This is a genomic window from Pseudomonas sp. JH-2, from assembly GCF_036231725.1.
Classification (GTDB): Bacteria; Pseudomonadota; Gammaproteobacteria; order Pseudomonadales; family Pseudomonadaceae; genus Pseudomonas; species Pseudomonas delhiensis.
Window position 1 is genome coordinate 11,710 of record NZ_JAZAQP010000030.1, and the last position, 17,601, is coordinate 29,310.

Consider the following 17,601-nt stretch of genomic DNA (forward strand, 5'->3'; position numbering starts at 1 on the left):
CTGCCGGAATTCATCGTCCAGCAGGTGCAGTCCTTCCTCAACTGGGGCCTGGCCAGCGCCGCCGCGGCGTTGCTGATCCTGATCACCCTGGTGCTGTTCTACGTCTACCTGAAAGTGCAGCCGGAATCCCCGGTCGGCGCCAGTAACGCGAGGTAAGCCGCCATGCTGCTCTCCCCCAACGCCATGGGCCCGCGCCTGCGCGGCGGGCTGTACCTGGTCACCGGCCTGATCGCCGCCTTCCTGCTGCTGCCGATCGTGTTCATCGTGCTGCTGTCGTTCGGCTCCTCGCAGTGGCTGGTGTTCCCGCCGCCGGGCTGGACGCTGAAGTGGTACACCCAGTTCTTCGCCAACCCCGAATGGATGGACGCCGCCCTGGCCAGCCTCAAGGTGGCGGTGCTGACCACTGTCTGCGCGGTGGCCCTGGGCCTGCCGACCGCCTTCGCCCTGGTGCGCGGCAGGTTCCCCGGCCGCGAGCTGCTCTACGGCCTGTTCACCCTGCCGATGATCGTACCGCTGGTGATCATCGCCGTGGCGGTGTACGCGCTGTTCCTCAAGCTGGGCTACACCGGCACGCTGTTCGCCTTCGTGGTCAGCCACGTGATAGTCGCCCTGCCCTTCACCATCATCTCGATCATCAACTCGCTGAAGCTGTTCGACCAGTCCATCGAGGACGCCGCGGTGATCTGCGGCGCCTCGCGCCTGCAGGCGGTGTTCAGGGTGACCTTCCCGGCCATCCGCCCGGGCATGGTCGCCGGCGGCCTGTTCGCCTTCCTGGTGTCCTGGGACGAAGTGGTGCTCAGCGTGATGATGGCCAGCCCCACCCTGCAGACCCTGCCGGTGAAGATGTGGACCACCCTGCGCCAGGACCTGACCCCGGTGATCGCCGTCGCCTCGACGCTGCTGATCGGCCTGTCGGTCCTGGTGATGCTCGCCGCCGCGCTGCTGCGCCGGCGCAATGAAGTCAGCGCCTGAGCGCGAGGAGTCAGACAATGAGTGCCGTCATCCAAGAAACCGCGCCGGGCGGGACCCTGGTCAGCCTGCGCAACCTGAACAAGCACTACGGCGACTTCACCGCCGTGGACAACATCAACCTCGACATCCGCGACGGCGAGTTCCTCACCTTCCTCGGCTCCAGCGGCTCGGGCAAGAGCACCACGCTGTCGATGCTGGCCGGCTTCGAGACGCCCAGCAGCGGCGAGATCCTGGTGCAGGGCCAGTCGCTGGTGAACGTGCCGCCGCACAAGCGCGACATCGGCATGGTGTTCCAGCGCTACTCGCTGTTCCCGCACCTGTCGGTGCGCGACAACATCGGCTTCCCGCTGGACATCCGCAAGCAGAAGGGCGACGCGCGCGAGCGCCGCGTCGACGCCATGCTCAAGCTGGTGCAACTGGAGAAGTTCGCCCAGCGCCGCCCGGCGCAGCTTTCCGGTGGCCAGCAGCAGCGCGTGGCGATCGCCCGCGCGCTGGTCTACGAGCCGCGCATCCTGCTGATGGACGAACCCCTGGGCGCGCTGGACAAGAAGCTGCGCGAGGACCTGCAGGACGAACTGCGCCACCTGCACCGGCGCCTGGGCATCACCATCGTCTACGTGACCCACGACCAGGAAGAGGCCATGCGCCTGTCCCAGCGCATCGCCATCTTCAGCCACGGCAGGATCGTCGGCCTGGGCAGCGGCTACGACCTCTACCAGAACCCGCCGAACACCTTCGTCGCATCCTTCCTCGGCAACTCCAACTTCCTCCGCGTGCAGGCCCAGGGCAACGCCGCGGCGCGCTTCGAGAGCAGCGTGCTGGGCATCCGCCCCACCGGCGGCCTGCGCGAAGGCCAGGACCTGGTGCTGATGGTGCGCCCGGAGAAGGCCCTGGCCCTGACCGCCGAACAGGCCGCCGCGCAGCCCCTGCAGGCCGGCTGGAACGAACTGGGCGCCACGGTGCAGGAAGTGGTGTTCCTCGGCGAGAGCCAGACCTGCAGCGTGACCACCGTGGGCGGCACCCAGCTGACCCTCAAGGCGCTCTCCGGCGGCCAGCCGCTGCACCCGGGCAGCCCGGTGCGGGTACGCTGGGCGGCGGCCGACGCCTGCATCTACGGCGAATGGAACGAGAGCGACCTGGTCAAGGGCGCGCACTGATCCTTTGAAGTCCCTTGCGCCCCCGGCCGTTGTGGCGGCCGGGGGCTTTTTTTGCCTGCGGCTCCCGCTCCATATTTCCCCGTAGGAGCGGACCCTACCCACACCATTCCCTGTAGGAGCGCGCCCTGCGCGCGAAATCGCGGGCAGGGCCCGCTCCTACAGGTTGACACCGAACGCCGAATGGCCCGTAGGGCGAATAACCGTTCGCGGTTATCCGCCGTTGGCCGTGCTGCCGGGGCGTCCGGCGTGGCCGGTGAATCCAATCGCGGACGGAGTCCGCTCCTACGTCCGTGCGTCCTGGAACCGTAGGAGCGGACCTTGTCCGCGATTTGGCGGATAACGCCATAGGCGTTATGCGCCCTACGGGAAGCCCGGGAGCTTCGTGGTTTCGCCTCGCGCCGAACGGTCCCCTCTCCCGCTTGCGGGGGAGGGTTAGGGAGGGGGTGCGGCGTCAGGGTTGGCAGAGGTGCGTGAGCGAAGTCCGTCCCCTCTCCCCAACCCTCTCCCTGAAGGGAGAGGGGGCTGTCCGAGCAGGCGGATAACGCAGCGTCAGCCGGCAAACTCGTAGGGCGAATAACCGTTCGCGGTTATCCGCCGTTAGCCGGGGCACCGGGGCGTCCGGCGTGGCCGGTGAATCCAATCGCGGACGGAGTCCGCTCCTACGTCCATGCGTCCTGGAACCGTAGGAACGGACTCCGTCCGCGATCATGGCTACGAACCGTGCCGGCGGATGGCTCCGTGCGGCAAAAAAAGCCCCGCCAGAGTTGCTCTCGGGGCGTGGCGGAGAGTGGGACGAGGAATCAGTCGGCCAGGCCCAGGCGGCCCTGCAGGCTTGCGCGGGCCTGGCCGCGGGTGGCCAGGCAGTAGTACAGCGGGCAGGTCACCAGCAGGCCGGCCAGCCAGGACAGGTCGGCGCCTTCCAGGTAGTTGGCGTAGGGGCCGACGTAGAGCGCGGTGTTGGCGAAGGGCAGCTGCACCAGGATGCCGATGGCGTAGGCGACGATCGCGTGCGGGTTGAAGCGTCCGTAGATGCCGCCGTCGGCGCGGAAGATCGAGGCGATGTCGTAGCGGCCGCGCTTGACCAGGTAGAAATCGATCAGGTTGATGCAGGCCCAGGGCACCAGGACCAGCAGCAGGGCGAGGATCAGCCCGATGAACTGCGCGATGAAGTTCGCCGAGGCGCTCAGCGCCACCAGGCAGCTACCGGCGAGCACCACCGACGACAGCGCCACGCGCAGGCGCACGCTGGGCGTCCAGGTGGCGGCGAAGGTCTGGATCGAGGTGACGATGGAGAGCACCGCGCCGTACAGGTTCAGCGCGTTGTGGCTGATGATGTTGAGCAGGAACAGCACCATCAGCGCCGGGCCGAACACGCCGGTGGCCTGCTTCACCGCGGCCATGGCCTCGGTGCCTTCGGGGGTGGCCAGCACCGCCACCGCGCCGAAGCTGAACGACAGGCTGGTGCCCAGCACCGCGCCCAGGAAGGTGGCGAAGAACGGCCTGGCGATGCCGACGCTGGCCGGCAGGTAGCGCGAGTAGTCCGAGGTGTAGGGCGAGAAGCTGACCTGCCAGATGATCCCCAGGCACAGGGTGGCGACGAAACCGGAGAGGTTGAAGCCGCCGCGGCTGAAGAAGTCCGCCGGCAACTGCTGGCAGAAGATCCAGGCGAAGCCCAGCAGCAGCGCGCCGCCCATCACCCAGGTGCCGATGCGGTTGAGGGTGTGGATGAAGCGGTAGCCGATCACGCCGATGGCGGTGGCGCCCAGCGCGCCGAGCAGGATGCCCGCCGGCAGCGGCACGGCCGGGGCGATGCTGTGGATCGACTCGCCGGCCAGGACGATGTTGGAGATGAAGAAGCCAAGGTAGATGAGCGCGGTGAAGAACACGATCAGCAAGGCGCCGTAGCGGCCGAACTGGCCGCGGCTCTGGACCATCTGCGGGATGCCCAGCTGCGGCCCCTGGGCCGAGGCCAGGGCGATGCCGACGCCGCCGAGCATGTGCCCGAGGAAGATCGCGACCAGGCCCCAGAGCAGGTCCAGGTGGTAGACCTGGACCACCATGGCGCCGGTCACCACCGGCAGGGGCGCGATATTGGTGCTGAACCACAGGGTGAACAGGTCGCGGGCACGACCATGGCGCTCGGCCGGGGGCACGTAGTCGACGGTGTGGTTCTCGATGAGCGGGGTGGACTCGGTGTGGGACATCTTCTGGCTCGCTGCGGATGGCCGGGCGCGGGCGCGGAGCGTCCGGCCACATGGCCGACGGCGTTCCACTGCGGGCGCGGACAGTCGGGAATCGGGATTGCAGGAATCAGGCCACGGGCAGCCTGGTGCGGGACCGGCGGTGCCGGGGCGGGTGCAACCTCGGGGAATCATCGAGCCAGGCCCCTTCGGAGGCGCGGCGGGGGAACATCATGCACAGCATCTTCTTGTCTTCTTTGTACGAAAGCTACGTATGTATTTGCCTTCGGCAGCAGGCCCCGTAAAGGGCTGGCAGGCACGCCAAGGCGAAGACCATATTATGGTATTCCAAAATTCCGGCAAGCCTTTTCCCCACCAGCAGCCCCGACCTGGGGCTATCCAGGCGGCCATCCAGGCCCCTCGGAGAACCGCTGAAACCCTTGCCACCCGAGAGCTTGAGCCCGAAGAGCGACGTTCGTCGGCAACCGACTGGCGGTCATCCCGGGGCTTGAACTTTCAGTAATACGGTATACCATCAGACGAAAATAATTCCTCCAACGCCCGCCCCCGTGGCAGCAGGTACCCGCAATGATCGACGCCAACCTCTACAAGCAAGTCATGGGCTCCTTCCCCTCCGGCGTGACCGTGATCACCACCCTGGACGAGGACGGCCAACTGGTGGGCCTGACCGCCAGCGCCTTCAGCTCGCTGTCGATGGACCCGGCGCTGGTGTTGTTCTGCCCCAACTACAGCTCCGACTCCTACCCGGTGCTGATCCGCCGCAAGCAGTTCGCCATCCACCTGCTCTCCGCCGAGCAGCAGAGCGAGGCCTACAGCTTCGCCAAAAAGGGCAAGGACAAGGCGCAAGGCATCGACTGGCAACTGAGCGAGCTGGGCAACCCGCTGCTGGAAGGCGCCACCGCGGTGATCGAGTGCGAGCTGTGGCGCGAGTACGAAGGCGGCGACCACGCGATCATGGTCGGCGCGGTGAAGAACCTGGTGGTGCCGGAACAGCGGGTGCAGCCGATGGTTTACTGCCGCGGGAAGATGGGGGCGCTGCCGGCGCTGGCCTGATACCTGTAGGGCGGATAACGCCTACGGCGTTATCCGCCAAATCGCGGACGGAGTCCGCTCCTACGGTTCCAGGAAGCACGGTCGTAGGAGCGGGCCCTGCCCGCGATTCGCGCGCAGGGCGCGCTCGAATGGCATGGCTCGGCCAGCGTAGGAGCGGACTCCGTCCGCGATTGAACCTGCAGGCTGCGCCGGACCCTCCGGTGGCACAGCCAGCCCTCACGTCCTGAACCGCGACACCAGCCGGTTCAACTCCTCCGACAACCCATTCAACGTCTGCGCATCCCCCCGCGTGGCGTCCGCCAGCCCCGCCACTTCCTGGGCGTCGCGGTGGATCTGGGCGATGTGCCGGTTGATCTCCTCCGCCACCTGGTGCTGCTCCTCCGCGGCCGTGGCGATCTGCGCGTTCATGTCGCGGATCACGTCCACCGACTCGCGGATGGCGCCGAAGCAGGCGCGGGCCTCGCGGATGGAGCCGACGGTGCGCTGCGAGGCCTCCAGGCTGGCCTGCATCTGCCGGCCGGTGTCGTGGGTGCGGCGGGCCAGGTTGCCCAGCAGCGCGTCGATCTCGCCGGTGGATTCGGCGGTGCGCCGCGCCAGCGCGCGGACCTCGTCGGCCACCACGGCGAAGCCGCGGCCCTGGTCGCCGGCCCGCGCCGCCTCGATGGCGGCGTTGAGCGCCAGCAGGTTGGTCTGCTCGGCGATGGAGCGGATGGTGCCAAGGATCGACTGGATGTCGTTGCTGTCCTGCTCCAGCTGGCGCATGGCGCTGGCCGAACCGGCGATCTCCTCGCTCAGGCGGCCGACGCTGTCCACCGCCTCGTCGATCTGCTGCTGGCCGTCGTGGGCCTGGCGCTGGCCGCTGTCGGCGGAGGCCGCCGCCTGGCTGCAGGAGCGCGCCACCTCGTTGGCGGTCATGACCATCTCGTTGAACGCCGTGGACACCATGTCCACCGCCTCGCGCTGGCGCGCCGCGGTATCGGCCAGGGCCTGGGAGGTGCCGCTGGAGCTGCCGGCGCTCTGGTGGATGCTCGCCGCGGCCTGGCCGATGTGCTGCACCAGGCGGCGGATGGCATCGAGGAACTGGTTGAACCAGCCGGCCAGCTGCGCCGTCTCGTCGCGGCCGCGCACCGGCAGGCGTCCGGTGAGGTCGCCGTCGCCCTGGGCGATGCCCTCCAGGCCGTCGGCCACGGCGCGCACCGGGCGCACCACCAGGCCGGCGAAGAAGGCGCCGACACCGGCGAAGCCCAGCGCCACCAGCGCGGCGATCAGGGCGATCGCCCAGGTCAGGCGGGTCGCCGCGGCCATCACCTCGCTCTCCTTGATCAGGCCGACGAAGCGCCAGCCCAGGGCCTGGGACGGCCAGACGTTGGCCAGGTAGCGCTCGCCGTCGATGGTCACTTCCACCAGGCCCTTGTCGGCGCTGGCCAGGCTGGCATAGCCGCTGCCCAGCTCGTCGAGCTTCCTGAAGTTGTGCTCCGGCTGCTGCGGGTCGACCAGCACGGTGCCGTCGCCTTCCATCAGCATCAGGTAGCCGCTCTCGCCCAGGCGGATGCCCTTGACGATATCGGTCAGGCGCTTGAGCGAGACGTCGATGTTGACCACCCCACCCTGCTCGCCGAGGCGGTTGGCGAAGGTGCGCACGGTGCTGACCAGCACCACCTTGTCCGCCGCCCAGTAATAGGCGTGAGTGCGCAGGGTGCGCCCCGGCTGGGCCATGGCCGCCTGGTACCAGGGGCGGGTGCGCGGGTCGTAGCTGGCCAGTTGGTCGTCGCCCGGCCAGAAGGCGTAGCCGCCCTCGCGCGTGCCGAGGGACACGTAGGCGTAGTCCGGGTGGCTGTGGGCCAGGCCGGCGAAGAGGTCGAACACCCGGTGGTCGAGGTCGCCGGCCGGGTGCTGCGCGGCGTCGGCGCCGATGAATTGCTTGAGGCCGGCGTCGATGGCCTGCAGCTGCGGGTGGCTGGCCAGGTACTCGACATTCTGGGCGATGCCGTCGAAGAACAGCTGCATGGCGTTCTCCACCTGGCGGATCTCCCGGCTGCTGCCGTCGATGAAGCCGGCCCGCGCCTCGCCGCGCAGGTTGAAGATCACCAGCGCGGCGACCAGGAGCACCGGCAGGCTGGCGATGGCGGCGAAGGCCAGAATCAGTTTCTGTTTGAGGTTCATCCTTACTCCTTGGTCGGCGCCGGGCAGAAACGCCTTGCAGATATTCCGTATTATGGTATACCAATAAACCACGGACACCCAGCACATTCATGGCCAGTCGCCATGCCAGTGCCCGACCCCCGAAGCAGCGGTGCGCGCAGGCGCATCCCATCCGCCGGCCGCGCCTGTGCCGGATACAAGAAAAGGTTCGAGGTAAGCGATATGAAATTTTCCCTGTTCGTGCACATGGAGCGCTACGACGAGCAAACCAGCCACCGCCAGCTGTTCGAGGAACTCACCGAACTGACGCTGATGGCCGAGGCCGGCGGCTTCAGCACCGTGTGGATCGGCGAGCACCACGCCATGGAATACACCATCTCGCCCAGCCCGATGCCGCTGCTGGCCTACCTGGCCGCCCGTACCGAAACCATCCGCCTGGGCGCCGGCACCATCATCGCGCCCTTCTGGCACCCCATCCGCGTGGCCGGCGAATGCGCCCTGCTCGACGTGATCAGCAACGGCCGCATGGAAGTGGGCCTGGCTCGCGGCGCCTACCAGTACGAGTTCGACCGCATGGCCAACGGCATGCCGGCCACCGACGGCGGCAAGTACCTGCGCGAGATGGTCCCGGTGGTGCGCGCGCTGTGGCAGGGCGACGTCGCCCACGAAGGCGAGATCTGGAAATTCCCCACCGCCACCTCCTCGCCGCGGCCGCTGCAGAAGCCCACCCCGCCGATGTGGATCGCCGCCCGCGACCCGGACTCGCACAACTTCGCCGTGGCCAACGGCTGCAACGTGATGGTCACCCCGCTGATGAAGGGCGACGAGGAAGTGGTCGACCTGAAGAACAAGTTCGAGGCGGCCCTGGCCAACAACCCCGGCGTGCCGCGCCCGCAACTGATGGTGCTGCGCCACACCCACGTGCACAGCGCCGACGACCCGGACGGCTGGAAGGTCGGCGCCGAGGCCATCTCGCGCTTCTACCGCACCTTCGACGCCTGGTTCGGCAACAAGCAGACGCCGGTCAACGGCCTGCTGCCGCCCAGCCCCGAGGAGAAGTTCAAGGACCGCCCGGAGTTCGAACTGGAGAACATCCGCAGGAATACCATGATCGGCACCCCCGAGGAAATCATCGCGCGCATCCGCCACTACCAGGAACTGGGCGTCGACGAATTCAGCTTCTGGGCCGACAACAGCCTGCCCTACGAGCAGAAGAAGAAGTCCCTGGAACTGTTCATCAAGCACGTGGTGCCGGCGTTCCGCTGAACATCCGCCCGGGCTTCACAACACCAACGCCGGTCAGGAAACTGACCGGCGTTGTGCATTCGGTCCCTGCCTCACCAGGAACCGGCGCCCGCCACCTTCGCCCGCTCGGTGCGGGCCGCGCGACGGCCCTGGGCGCACACCGCCAGGGCGGCCAGGGCGGCGGGCGCCACCAGGGCGCCGAACACCTGCGGCAGCGACCAGCCCAGGGCCATCATCTGGGCGCCGGCGAAGGCGCTGAGGATGGCGCCGAAGCGGCCGATGCCGCTCATCCAGCTGGCCCCGGTGGCGCGCGCCTCGGTGGGGTAGAAGCAGGCGGCCAGGGCGTTCATGCCGACGCTGGAGCCGTTCAGGCAGAAGCCCACCAGCCAGGCGATGGCGCACAGCAGGTAGAAGTGCGCGGTGACGTGGCCGATGGCGAAGATCACCAGGCCGCCGAGCAGGAAGCTGAGCATGATCACCCGCTGCTTGTTCCAGCGGTCCATGGCCCAGCCCACGCTGAGCGCGCCCAGCGGCCCGCCGACCTGGAAGCAGGCGGTGATCAGCGCCGCGTCCGCCACGCTGTAGCCGCCGCCCTCCTTGACCAGGGTCGGCAGCCAGCTGCTGAACAGGTAGACCAGGAACAGCGAGAGGAAGTAGCCGCCCCAGAGCATCAGGGTGCCGAAGCGGTAGCGTGGCGAGAGCATGATGCCGATGGCGCCGCCCGGCTCGCGCGCCCTGGGCGGCACCAGGAATTCGCTGTCGGCGGCGATCGCGTCCGGCGCCAGGCGCCGGAGGATGCGGCGGATGCGCGCCGGCTCGGCGCGGCGCGCCACCAGGAAGCTCACCGACTCCGGCAGGCCGAACAGCAGCAGCGGCGCCACCAGCAGCGGCAGCACGCCGCCGAGCACCAGCACGCTGTGCCAGCCGAAGGCCGGGATCATCCAGGCGGAGAGGAAGCCGCCGCCCGCCGCACCCAGGGAGAAGCCGCAGAAGGCCACGGTGATGAGGAAGGAGCGGCTGCGTTGCGGCGCGTACTCCGACACCAGGGTGCTGGCGTTGGGCATGGCCGCGCCCAGGCCCACGCCGGTGAGCAGGCGCAGGATGACCATCTGCTGCAGGTCGCCGGCGAAGGCCGTGGCCAGGGTCCACAGGCCGAAGAAGAACACGCTGCACACCAGCACCGCCTTGCGCCCGTAGCGGTCGGCCAGCGGCCCGGCCACCAGGGCGCCCAGCGCCAGGCCGATGAGCGCGGCGCTGAGCACCGGGCCCAGGTCCCTGGCGCTCAGCGCCCAGTCCATCTTCAGCTGCGGGGCGATGAAGCCCATCGCCGCCACGTCGAAACCGTCCAGGGCGATGATCAGGAAGCCGAGGAACACCACCCACTTCTGGTAGCCGCCCAGGGGCCGGGCGTCGATCAGTTCACGCACGTCTATGGCTTGCTTGCCGCTCATTTCTGGCACCTCTCGCATCGGGCGGCCGGCAGCCGCCGCTTTCTTGTTGTTGTGTCGCGATCGCTTCGGTCCCGCCTCAGGCCCGTGGCTGGCCCTCCAGCGTGCGGAAGCGCACCGGGCGGATGATCCGCGTCTCCTGGGCGATCACCAGGTGGGTGGTGGCGCGCAGGTATTCGGCGAAGCCCGGGTCGCTGTCGCGGGCCAGGCTGCGTTTCTCGAAGTCGTCGAGGCTGTCGTAGCCCCACAGGTGCACCACCTGGTTCAGCGGGCCGATGCTGCTGGTGTAGAAGGCCAGCGGCGGGCCCAGGTGGCGCAGCAGGATGGGCATGGCCAGGCGCTCGAAGAGGTCGAGGAACTCGGCCATGCCGCGCGGGCGGATGCTGTAGACGCGGTGGTCGACCACCGGCTTGTGGGCGAGCATCAGGCCACCTCCCGGCGCCGCGCGGCGCCTTGCTCCAGCCCGGCCAGGTGGCGGCCGGTGAGGTAGCCGAAGGTCATGATCGGGCCCAGGGTGATGCCGGCGCCGGGGTAGTTGCCGCCCATCACGCTGGCGCGGTCGTTGCCCACCGAGAACAGCCCGGGGATGGCCTCGCCGCGGGCGTCGAGCACTTCGCCACGGACGCTGGTGCGGATGCCGTCGAAGGTGCCGAGGTCGCCCATCAGCACCTTGAGCGCGTAGTAGGGCCCTTCGCCGATCGGCGCCACGCAGGGGTTGGGGCGCTGCCCGGGGTCGGCCAGGTAGCGGTTGAAGCTGGTGCCGCCACGGCCGAACTGGCGGTCCTCGCCGTGCGCCGCGCCCTGGTTGTATTCGTGCACCGTGCGCGCCAGGCCGGCGGCGTCGAGCCCGGCGGCCTGGGCCAGCTCGGCCAGGGTGCGGCCCTTCACCAGGTAGCCGTTGCGCAGCAGCGGGGCCAGCGGCATGGGCGCCGGCTTGGCGTAGCCGAGGCCGTACTTGGCGATGGTGCGGCTGTCGCAGACCAGCCACATGGCGGTTTCCTTCTGCCCCGCGCAGGCCTGGATCAGCGCCGCGCCGACGTCGTGGTAGGAGTTGGCTTCGTTGGTGAAGCGCCGGCCGTCGCGCAGCACCCCGATCACCCCCGGCTTGTAGCGGTCCAGCAGGTGCGGGAAGGCCGTGTAGCCGCCGCCCATGGGCACCCTGGACACCGGCATCCAGGCCGCCGCCTCGGGGTAGCGTATGTCCACCTGGCCGCCGGCCTGCTCGGCCATGCGCAGGCCGTCTCCGGTGTTGCCGGCGGGCACCGGCGAGCAGTGCTCGCCGCTGCTGCGCAGGTGCGGGTAGGCCTGGCGGATGCGCTGCAGATCGTGGGAGAAGCCGCCGCAGGCCAGCACCACGCCGCGCTTCGCCTCGATGCGCAGCTCGCCCCCGGGGCCGCTGGCCAGCGCGCCGCGCACCTTGCCGCCGTCGATCAGCAGCTGGCGGGCGGGGGTGGCCGTGTGGATCGGGATGCCCAGGTCCAGCGCCGACTTCGCCAGGCGCGCGGCCAGGGCATTGCCGCTGGTGACCTGGATGCCGCGGCGGTACAGCAGCAGCTCCTTCACATGGGTGGCCAGGCGCCTGGCTACGTAGACGAAAGATTTCAGCGAGCGCGTGGCGTTGAAGAAGTGCTTCAGGTCGGCGTTGGACGAGTTGAACATCATGCCGATGAAGGTGATGGTCTTCAGCGGCGGGCGCAGGCGCGCCATGTCCCGGCCCAGGCCGCGGATGTCGTAGGGCGCGGCGAGGATGGAGCGGCCGACGTCGACGCCGCCGGGGGCGTCGGGGTGGTAGTCCGGGTAGAGCGTGGGCACGAAGCGCACCTGGGTCTCGCGCTCGAAGAAATCGACCATCTCCGGGCCGGCGTCGAGGAAGGCGTCCACCGCCTCGGCGTCGTAGAAGTCGCCGGTCTCGTGCCGCAGGTAGGCGAGCGCGGCCTCGCGGCTGTCCTTCACCCCGGCCTCGCGGGCGTGGCGGTTGCCGGGTATCCACAGCACGCCGCCGGAAAACGCGGTGGTGCCGCCGAACACGCTGTCCTTCTCGATCACGACCACGTCCAGGCCGTGCTTGCGCGCGGTGATGGCGGTGGACAGGCCGCCGGCGCCGGCGCCGATGACCAGCACGTCGCAGCGCAGGGTGGTTTCTTGCTGGGGGCTCATGGGGCTCTCCTCGAATGCGGGCCGAGCGCGCCCGGCCCGCGGGGCGGCGGGCAGGCGCGGTGGTGGTGGCGGGAAGGCTCAGGCGGCCTTGATCGGCGACTCGTAGCCGGGGCGCGGGATCAGCGCCATGGGCATGCTTTCCAGGCCGCCGTCGACGGTCAGCTCGGCGCCGTTGACGTAGTCCGCGCGGGGGCTGGCGAGGAACAGCACGGCGTTGGCGATGTCCAGCGGCTCGCCGATGCGGCGGTTGGCAGTCATCGCCTCGCGCGCGGCCTGCACCTGCGGGTCGGCGTAGAACGAGGCCGACAGCGGGGTGCGGATCAGCCCCGGGCAGATGGCGTTGCTGCGCACGCCGCGGGCGCCCCATTCGGCGGCCAGCTGGCGCGAGAGCATGCTCACCCCGGCCTTGGCCGCGCTGTAGGCGCCGCTCCAGGTCTGCGGGTAGTGCGCAGCGATGGAGGCGATGTGGACGATGCGCCCGGCGCCGCGGGCCAGCATCAGCCGGCCGAAGGCCTGGGAGCACAGCAGGTAGCCGTTGAGGTTCACCGAAAGCACCTGGTTCCACTGCTCCAGGCCGATCTCCTCCAGGGCGCCGGGGCGCAGCACGCTGGCGTTGTTGACCAGCACGTCGCAGCGGCCGAAGCGCGCCTGCACCAGGGTGGCGGCGTTATTCACGCTCTCCAGGTCGGAAATGTCGCAGGCGATGGCCGGCACTTCCTGCCCGGCCTGCTGCGCCAGCAGCCCGGCGAGGTCGCGGCAGCGGGGCTGGTCGCGGTCCAGCAGGACCACCCGGGCGCCCTCGCGCACCAGGGCGCCGGCGATTTCGAAACCGATGCCGCCGGCGGCGCCGGTGACGACGCATACCGCGTCGTCCAGGCCAAGCCAGGGGCTGCGTGCTTGGGATTGAGTCATTGTTGTCTCCGGCACTGTAAGGCGAAGGCCGGGGAAGGTTCGGCAGCCCCGGTCCTGGCGGCCAGAGTAGGCCCGGCGACGGCGCCGGCAGAATGGACAAAAGCCACAAGCGACCCGACATTTTCGACAATCCGCCGCCGCCATGACCGCCACGATTTGCCTGCGCCGGCCGCACTGGTTAGGGTTGTCCACAGGTCCGCCGAGCCCTGCCGGGCATACAACAACAATGAGCAGCATCCCCAACTACGACCTCTACGGCGAGGCGCCGCAACCGGTGTGGCACGAGTCGCTGCACGTGGAGTCCATCTCCCAGCGCTCCGGCGCGCACAACTGGGAAATCGCCCCGCACCGCCACGACGGCCAGCTGCAGATCCTCTACCTGCAGCAGGGCGCCGGCGAGGTGCTGCTGGAAAGCCAGTGGGTGGCGGCGCAAGCCCCCTGCGTGATCTACATCCCCGCGCAGATGGTCCACGGCTTCCACTGGGCCGGGCAGGTGGACGGCCACGTGGTCACCGCCCTGCAGCCACCGCTGGAAAGCGCCGCCGCCGTGCTCTCCCCGGCCCTGCTGCCGCAGTTGCAGAAGCCCTGGGTGATCCCCCTGCCGCACTGGGAAACCGGCGAGGACCCGCTGCTGCCGCTGTGCCTGGCGCTGCACCAGGAGTACCACGAGCGCGCCCGCGAGCACGTGGCCTGCAGCATGTCGCTGCTGCTGGCGCTGGTGATCCACATCTTCCGCTGCGCCGCCGAGGCCGACCACCCGGCCCCGCCCCAGGGCCGCCGCAGCCAGCAGGTGCGCGCTTTCCGCGAGCTGGTGGAAGCGCACTTCCGCCGCCACCGCCCGGTGCACGACTACGCCGACGAGCTGGGCGTGACCATGGCCACCCTCGGCCGCCTGTGCCAGGAGCAGCTGGGCATGACGCCCATGGCGGTGATCAACGCGCGCCTGGTGCTGGAGGCCAAGCGCGAACTGGCCCATTCGCGCCAGAGCGTCAAGGCCATCGCCCACGACCTGGGCTTCTCCGACGTCGGCTACTTCAGCCGCTTCTTCCGCAAGCACACGCGCTTGTCGCCCAGCGAGTTCCGTAGCCAGGGCGCCGGCTGACGCGGCCTGCGGGCCTTATATTCATTTAAAGAATAATAAAATCTGAATTTATTCTTTTTTACCTCAACCTCGATTCCTCTATAACTGCGCAGGAATCGACGGCCAGCACACTGTTGCGCTGCCAACAGTTGCCCAGCAGCAACTACCCGCCAGCCAACAGTTCGCCCAGCAACACTTGATAAATATCCATACGAATCAATGCGTTGAGTCCTGGCACAGGTCTTGCGAAAAGGATCTGGACCCGCCCTGCCGGCAGGGCAACAGCACAGGAAACCGAGAATGACTGCCCCCTTGAAAGTGGTCGCCGTGTCCGGCGGCGCCTATCGCCCCTCCCGCACCCTGGTCCTGACCGAGGCCATCCTCGCCGAGATCGGCCGCCACCTGGACGCCGAGGTCCAGCTCATCGAACTGGCCGACATCGCCCGCCCGGTGGGTGGCGCCCTGAGCCGCGCCGAGCTGCCGGCGGAAGTGGAAGCGCAGCTGCGCGCCATCGAGGCGGCCGACCTGCTGCTGGTGGCCTCGCCGGTGTACCGCGGCTCCTACCCGGGGCAGCTCAAGCACCTGTTCGACCTGATCGGTCAGGACGCCCTGATCGGCACCCCGGTGCTGCTCGCCGCCACCGGCGGCAGCCAGCGCCATGCCCTGGTCATCGACCACCAGCTGCGCCCGCTGTTCAGCTTCTTCCAGTCCCTGACCCTGCCCCTGGGCGTGTACGCCAGCGAGGCCGACTTCCAGGACTACCGCGTCACCTGCGAACTGCTGCAGGCGCGCATCCGCCTGGCGGTGGAACGCGCCCTGCCGCTGTTCGGCGACCACCGCGCACTGCGCCGCATCGCCTGAGGAGCGCCACGATGAATGTCTTCTGGTTCCTCCCCACCCACGGCGACGGCCACTACCTGGGCACCAGCCAGGGCGCGCGCCCGGTCAGCCTCAACTACCTCAAGCAGATCGCCCAGGCCGCCGACGGCCTCGGCTACCACGGCGTGCTCATCCCCACCGGGCGTTCCTGCGAGGACTCCTGGGTGATCGCCTCGGCCCTGGCGCCGCTCACCGAGCGCCTGCGCTACCTGGTGGCGATCCGCCCGGGGATCATCTCGCCGACCGTTTCCGCGCGCATGGCCGCGACCCTCGACCGCCTCTCCGGCGGCCGCCTGCTGATCAACGTGGTGACCGGCGGCGACCCCGACGAGAACCGCGGCGACGGCATCCACCTCAGCCACGCCGAGCGCTACGAGGTCACCGACGAATTCCTGCGCATCTGGCGCCGGGTGCTGCAGGGCGAGTCGGTGGACTTCGCCGGCAAGCACATCCAGGTGGAGAACGCCAAGGCGCTCTACCCGCCGATCCAGAAGCCCTACCCGCCGCTGTACTTCGGCGGCTCCTCGGAAGCCGCCCACGAGCTGGCCGCAGAGCAGCTGGACGTATACCTGACCTGGGGCGAGCCGCCGGCCGCGGTGGCGGCGAAGATCGCCGACGTGCGCCAGCGCGCCGCCCGCCACGGGCGCGAAGTGAAGTTCGGCATCCGCCTGCACGTGATCGTCCGGCCCACCGAGGAAGAAGCCTGGAAGGCCGCCGACCAGCTCATCGAGCACATCTCCGACGACACCATCGCCGCCGCGCAGCAGTCGTTCTCGCGCTTCGACTCCGAAGGCCAGCGGCGCATGGCCGCACTGCACGGCGGGCGCCGCGACAAGCTGGTGGTGGCGCCGAACCTGTGGGCCGGCGTCGGCCTGGTGCGCGGCGGCGCCGGCACCGCGCTGGTGGGCAACCCGCAGCAGGTCGCCGAGCGCATCAAGGAATACGCGGACCTGGGCATCGACAGCTTCATCTTCTCCGGCTACCCGCACCTGGAAGAAGCCTACCGCTTCGCCGAGCTGGTCTTCCCGCTGCTGCCCGAGCCCTACGCCAGCCTGGCCGGCCACGGCCTGACCAACCTCACCGGGCCGTTCGGCGAAATGATCGCCAACGACGTCCTGCCCACTGCCCGGAAGCAGTCGGCATGAGCCGGCACGAGGAGCTGCCCGTGAATTCGTCCGCACAAGCCTCCGTCCTCAGCCCGCTGCAGCTGGCACGCCAGCTGGCGGCGGACTTCGCCGAAAGCGCCGTGGAGCGCGACAAGCTCGGCGGCACCCCGAAGGCCGAGCGCGACGCCCTGCGCCGCAGCGGCCTGCTCGGGCTGGTCATCCCGCAACAGTACGGCGGCCTGGGCGCCAGCTGGAGCGAGGCCCTGGAAGTGACCCGCGAGTTCGCCCGCGTCGACAGTTCCGTGGCCCACGTGTTCGGCTTCCAGCACCTGATGCTGGCCACCGTGCGCCTGTTCGCCCGCCCCGAGCAGTGGCAGCCGTGGTTCGAGCAGACCGCGCGCAAGAACTGGTTCTGGGGCAACGCCCTGAACCCCCTGGACACCCGCACGGTGGTGAAGAAGCTCGACGGCTGGCGCGAGTTCTCCGGCAAGAAGAGCTTCTGCTCCGGCGCCAGCGACTCGGAAATGCTGATCGCCTCGGCGGTGGACGAAGGCAACGGCGGCAAGCTGCTGATCGCCGCCATCCCCAGCGGCCGCACCGGCATCACCCTGCACGGCGACTGGGACAACATGGGCCAGCGCCAGACCGATAGCGGCAGCGCCACCTTCGAACGGGTGCGCGTGGAAGAGTCCGAGCTGCTGCTCGACCCGGGCCCGCTGAGCACGCCCTTCGCCTGCCTGCGCCCGCTGATCGCCCAGCTGCTGTTCGCCAACCTGTTCCTCGGCGTGGCCGAGGGCGCCTTCGAGGAGGCGCGGCAGTACAGCCTCAAGGAAAGCCGCCCGTGGTTCCGCTCCAGCGCCCGCAGCGTCGGCGAGGACCCGTACGTGCTGCGCCACTACGGCGAGTTCTGGGTCGGCCTGGAAGGCGTGCGCCTGCTGGTGGAGCGCGCCGCCGCGCAGCTGGACGAGGCCTGGCGCAAGGAACACGCCCTGGGCGCCGAGGAGCGCGCGCAGCTGGCGGTGGCCATCGCCACCGCCAAGGTCGCCGCCAGCCGCACCGGCCTGGACATCTGCAACCGCCTGTTCGAGGTCACCGGCGCCCGCGCCACCCACGCCTCGCTGCGCCTGGACCGCTTCTGGCGCAACCTGCGCACCCAGTCCCTGCACGACCCGCTGGACTACAAGCTCCACGAGCTGGGGGACTGGGCGCTCAACGGCACGCGGCCGACACCCACCTTCTACTCCTGAG

The 17,601-nt window shown here is 69.4% G+C and carries 14 protein-coding genes and 2 pseudogenes; 9 read left to right on the forward strand and 7 right to left on the reverse strand.

Going from position 1 to position 17,601, the window contains the following annotated elements:
• The 3 genes and pseudogenes from VV867_RS19760 to VV867_RS19770 form a co-directional block, all read left to right on the forward strand.
• Positions 1-156, forward strand: a pseudogene (locus VV867_RS19760) (ABC transporter permease); the annotation flags it as partial.
• A 6-nt stretch (positions 157-162) separates the two neighbouring features.
• Positions 163-972, forward strand: a complete 810-nt coding sequence (locus VV867_RS19765; RefSeq protein ID WP_089391084.1) for an ABC transporter permease — start codon at positions 163-165, stop codon at positions 970-972.
• 17 nt (positions 973-989) lie between these two features.
• Positions 990-2,129 (forward strand): ABC transporter ATP-binding protein, encoded by a 1,140-nt coding sequence (locus VV867_RS19770; protein WP_328567325.1) that lies wholly within the window; start codon positions 990-992, stop codon positions 2,127-2,129.
• An 800-nt stretch (positions 2,130-2,929) separates the two neighbouring features.
• On the opposite strand, the gene VV867_RS19775 is transcribed toward VV867_RS19770, so the two are convergent.
• Positions 2,930-4,333 (reverse strand): purine-cytosine permease family protein, encoded by a 1,404-nt coding sequence (locus VV867_RS19775; protein WP_328567326.1) that lies wholly within the window; start codon positions 4,331-4,333, stop codon positions 2,930-2,932.
• Between the two features lie 564 nt (positions 4,334-4,897).
• Here VV867_RS19775 and VV867_RS19780 point away from each other — a divergent pair.
• Positions 4,898-5,383, forward strand: a complete 486-nt coding sequence (locus VV867_RS19780) for a flavin reductase family protein (protein WP_328567327.1) — start codon at positions 4,898-4,900, stop codon at positions 5,381-5,383.
• Between the two features lie 216 nt (positions 5,384-5,599).
• Here VV867_RS19780 and VV867_RS31195 read toward each other — a convergent pair whose 3' ends face one another.
• Both VV867_RS31195 and VV867_RS31200 read right to left on the reverse strand, forming a co-directional pair.
• Complete coding sequence (locus VV867_RS31195; RefSeq protein ID WP_371921176.1) at positions 5,600-6,328, reverse strand: methyl-accepting chemotaxis protein; 729 nt, start codon at positions 6,326-6,328, stop codon at positions 5,600-5,602.
• A 129-nt stretch (positions 6,329-6,457) separates the two neighbouring features.
• Positions 6,458-7,633 (reverse strand): annotated as a pseudogene (locus tag VV867_RS31200) (HAMP domain-containing protein); the annotation flags it as partial.
• A 114-nt stretch (positions 7,634-7,747) separates the two neighbouring features.
• On the opposite strand from VV867_RS31200, the gene VV867_RS19790 reads away from it, so the two are divergent.
• Positions 7,748-8,791 carry an LLM class flavin-dependent oxidoreductase gene (locus tag VV867_RS19790; protein ID WP_328567329.1) on the forward strand — a complete coding sequence of 348 codons (1,044 nt, stop codon included), beginning with the start codon at positions 7,748-7,750 and terminating at the stop codon, positions 8,789-8,791.
• A gap of 71 nt (positions 8,792-8,862) precedes the next feature.
• Here the strand turns inward: VV867_RS19790 and VV867_RS19795 are convergent, their stop codons facing one another.
• The 4 genes from VV867_RS19795 to VV867_RS19810 form a co-directional block, all read right to left on the reverse strand.
• The gene (locus tag VV867_RS19795) at positions 8,863-10,221 is read right to left on the reverse strand and encodes an MFS transporter (RefSeq protein WP_328567330.1); all 1,359 of its coding nucleotides are present in this window, start codon (positions 10,219-10,221) and stop codon (positions 8,863-8,865) included.
• A gap of 76 nt (positions 10,222-10,297) precedes the next feature.
• Positions 10,298-10,642 (reverse strand): NIPSNAP family protein, encoded by a 345-nt coding sequence (locus tag VV867_RS19800; protein ID WP_328567331.1) that lies wholly within the window; start codon positions 10,640-10,642, stop codon positions 10,298-10,300.
• Positions 10,642-12,375 (reverse strand): FAD-dependent oxidoreductase, encoded by a 1,734-nt coding sequence (locus VV867_RS19805; RefSeq protein ID WP_328567332.1) that lies wholly within the window; start codon positions 12,373-12,375, stop codon positions 10,642-10,644. Before VV867_RS19805 ends, VV867_RS19800 begins: the two co-directional genes overlap by 1 nt.
• 78 nt (positions 12,376-12,453) lie before the next feature.
• Positions 12,454-13,287, reverse strand: coding sequence for an SDR family NAD(P)-dependent oxidoreductase (locus VV867_RS19810; RefSeq protein WP_328567333.1), 834 nt, complete (start codon positions 13,285-13,287; stop codon positions 12,454-12,456).
• A 226-nt stretch (positions 13,288-13,513) separates the two neighbouring features.
• Here VV867_RS19810 and VV867_RS19815 point away from each other — a divergent pair, with 226 nt between their 5' ends.
• From VV867_RS19815 to VV867_RS19830, 4 genes are all read left to right on the forward strand, one after another.
• Complete coding sequence (locus VV867_RS19815; protein ID WP_109935108.1) at positions 13,514-14,389, forward strand: helix-turn-helix domain-containing protein; 876 nt, start codon at positions 13,514-13,516, stop codon at positions 14,387-14,389.
• A 279-nt stretch (positions 14,390-14,668) separates the two neighbouring features.
• Positions 14,669-15,229: an FMN reductase gene (gene msuE / locus VV867_RS19820; protein WP_328567334.1), complete on the forward strand. Its 561-nt coding sequence runs from the start codon at positions 14,669-14,671 to the stop codon at positions 15,227-15,229.
• Between the two features lie 11 nt (positions 15,230-15,240).
• A complete protein-coding gene (gene ssuD, locus VV867_RS19825; RefSeq protein ID WP_328567335.1) occupies positions 15,241-16,392 on the forward strand; it encodes an FMNH2-dependent alkanesulfonate monooxygenase in 1,152 nt (383 codons plus the stop codon).
• Positions 16,389-17,600: an acyl-CoA dehydrogenase family protein gene (locus tag VV867_RS19830; protein ID WP_109935111.1), complete on the forward strand. Its 1,212-nt coding sequence runs from the start codon at positions 16,389-16,391 to the stop codon at positions 17,598-17,600. The genes ssuD and VV867_RS19830 overlap by 4 nt, the downstream gene beginning before the upstream one ends.
• Position 17,601: the final 1 nt, after the last annotated feature.

What these genes read in the sequence shown, in the direction of transcription:
- VV867_RS19765 (WP_089391084.1), top strand. Translation starts at nt 163, where the DNA reads ATGCTGCTCTCCCCCAACGCCATGGGCCCGCGCCTGCGCGGCGGGCTG.
- VV867_RS19770 (WP_328567325.1), top strand. Translation starts at nt 990, where the DNA reads ATGAGTGCCGTCATCCAAGAAACCGCGCCGGGCGGGACCCTGGTCAGC.
- VV867_RS19775 (WP_328567326.1), bottom strand. Translation starts at nt 4,333, where the DNA reads ATGTCCCACACCGAGTCCACCCCGCTCATCGAGAACCACACCGTCGAC.
- VV867_RS19780 (WP_328567327.1), top strand. Translation starts at nt 4,898, where the DNA reads ATGATCGACGCCAACCTCTACAAGCAAGTCATGGGCTCCTTCCCCTCC.
- VV867_RS31195 (WP_371921176.1), bottom strand. Translation starts at nt 6,328, where the DNA reads ATGGTGTCCACGGCGTTCAACGAGATGGTCATGACCGCCAACGAGGTG.
- VV867_RS19790 (WP_328567329.1), top strand. Translation starts at nt 7,748, where the DNA reads ATGAAATTTTCCCTGTTCGTGCACATGGAGCGCTACGACGAGCAAACC.
- VV867_RS19795 (WP_328567330.1), bottom strand. Translation starts at nt 10,221, where the DNA reads ATGAGCGGCAAGCAAGCCATAGACGTGCGTGAACTGATCGACGCCCGG.
- VV867_RS19800 (WP_328567331.1), bottom strand. Translation starts at nt 10,642, where the DNA reads ATGCTCGCCCACAAGCCGGTGGTCGACCACCGCGTCTACAGCATCCGC.
- VV867_RS19805 (WP_328567332.1), bottom strand. Translation starts at nt 12,375, where the DNA reads ATGAGCCCCCAGCAAGAAACCACCCTGCGCTGCGACGTGCTGGTCATC.
- VV867_RS19810 (WP_328567333.1), bottom strand. Translation starts at nt 13,287, where the DNA reads ATGACTCAATCCCAAGCACGCAGCCCCTGGCTTGGCCTGGACGACGCG.
- VV867_RS19815 (WP_109935108.1), top strand. Translation starts at nt 13,514, where the DNA reads ATGAGCAGCATCCCCAACTACGACCTCTACGGCGAGGCGCCGCAACCG.
- msuE (WP_328567334.1), top strand. Translation starts at nt 14,669, where the DNA reads ATGACTGCCCCCTTGAAAGTGGTCGCCGTGTCCGGCGGCGCCTATCGC.
- ssuD (WP_328567335.1), top strand. Translation starts at nt 15,241, where the DNA reads ATGAATGTCTTCTGGTTCCTCCCCACCCACGGCGACGGCCACTACCTG.
- VV867_RS19830 (WP_109935111.1), top strand. Translation starts at nt 16,389, where the DNA reads ATGAGCCGGCACGAGGAGCTGCCCGTGAATTCGTCCGCACAAGCCTCC.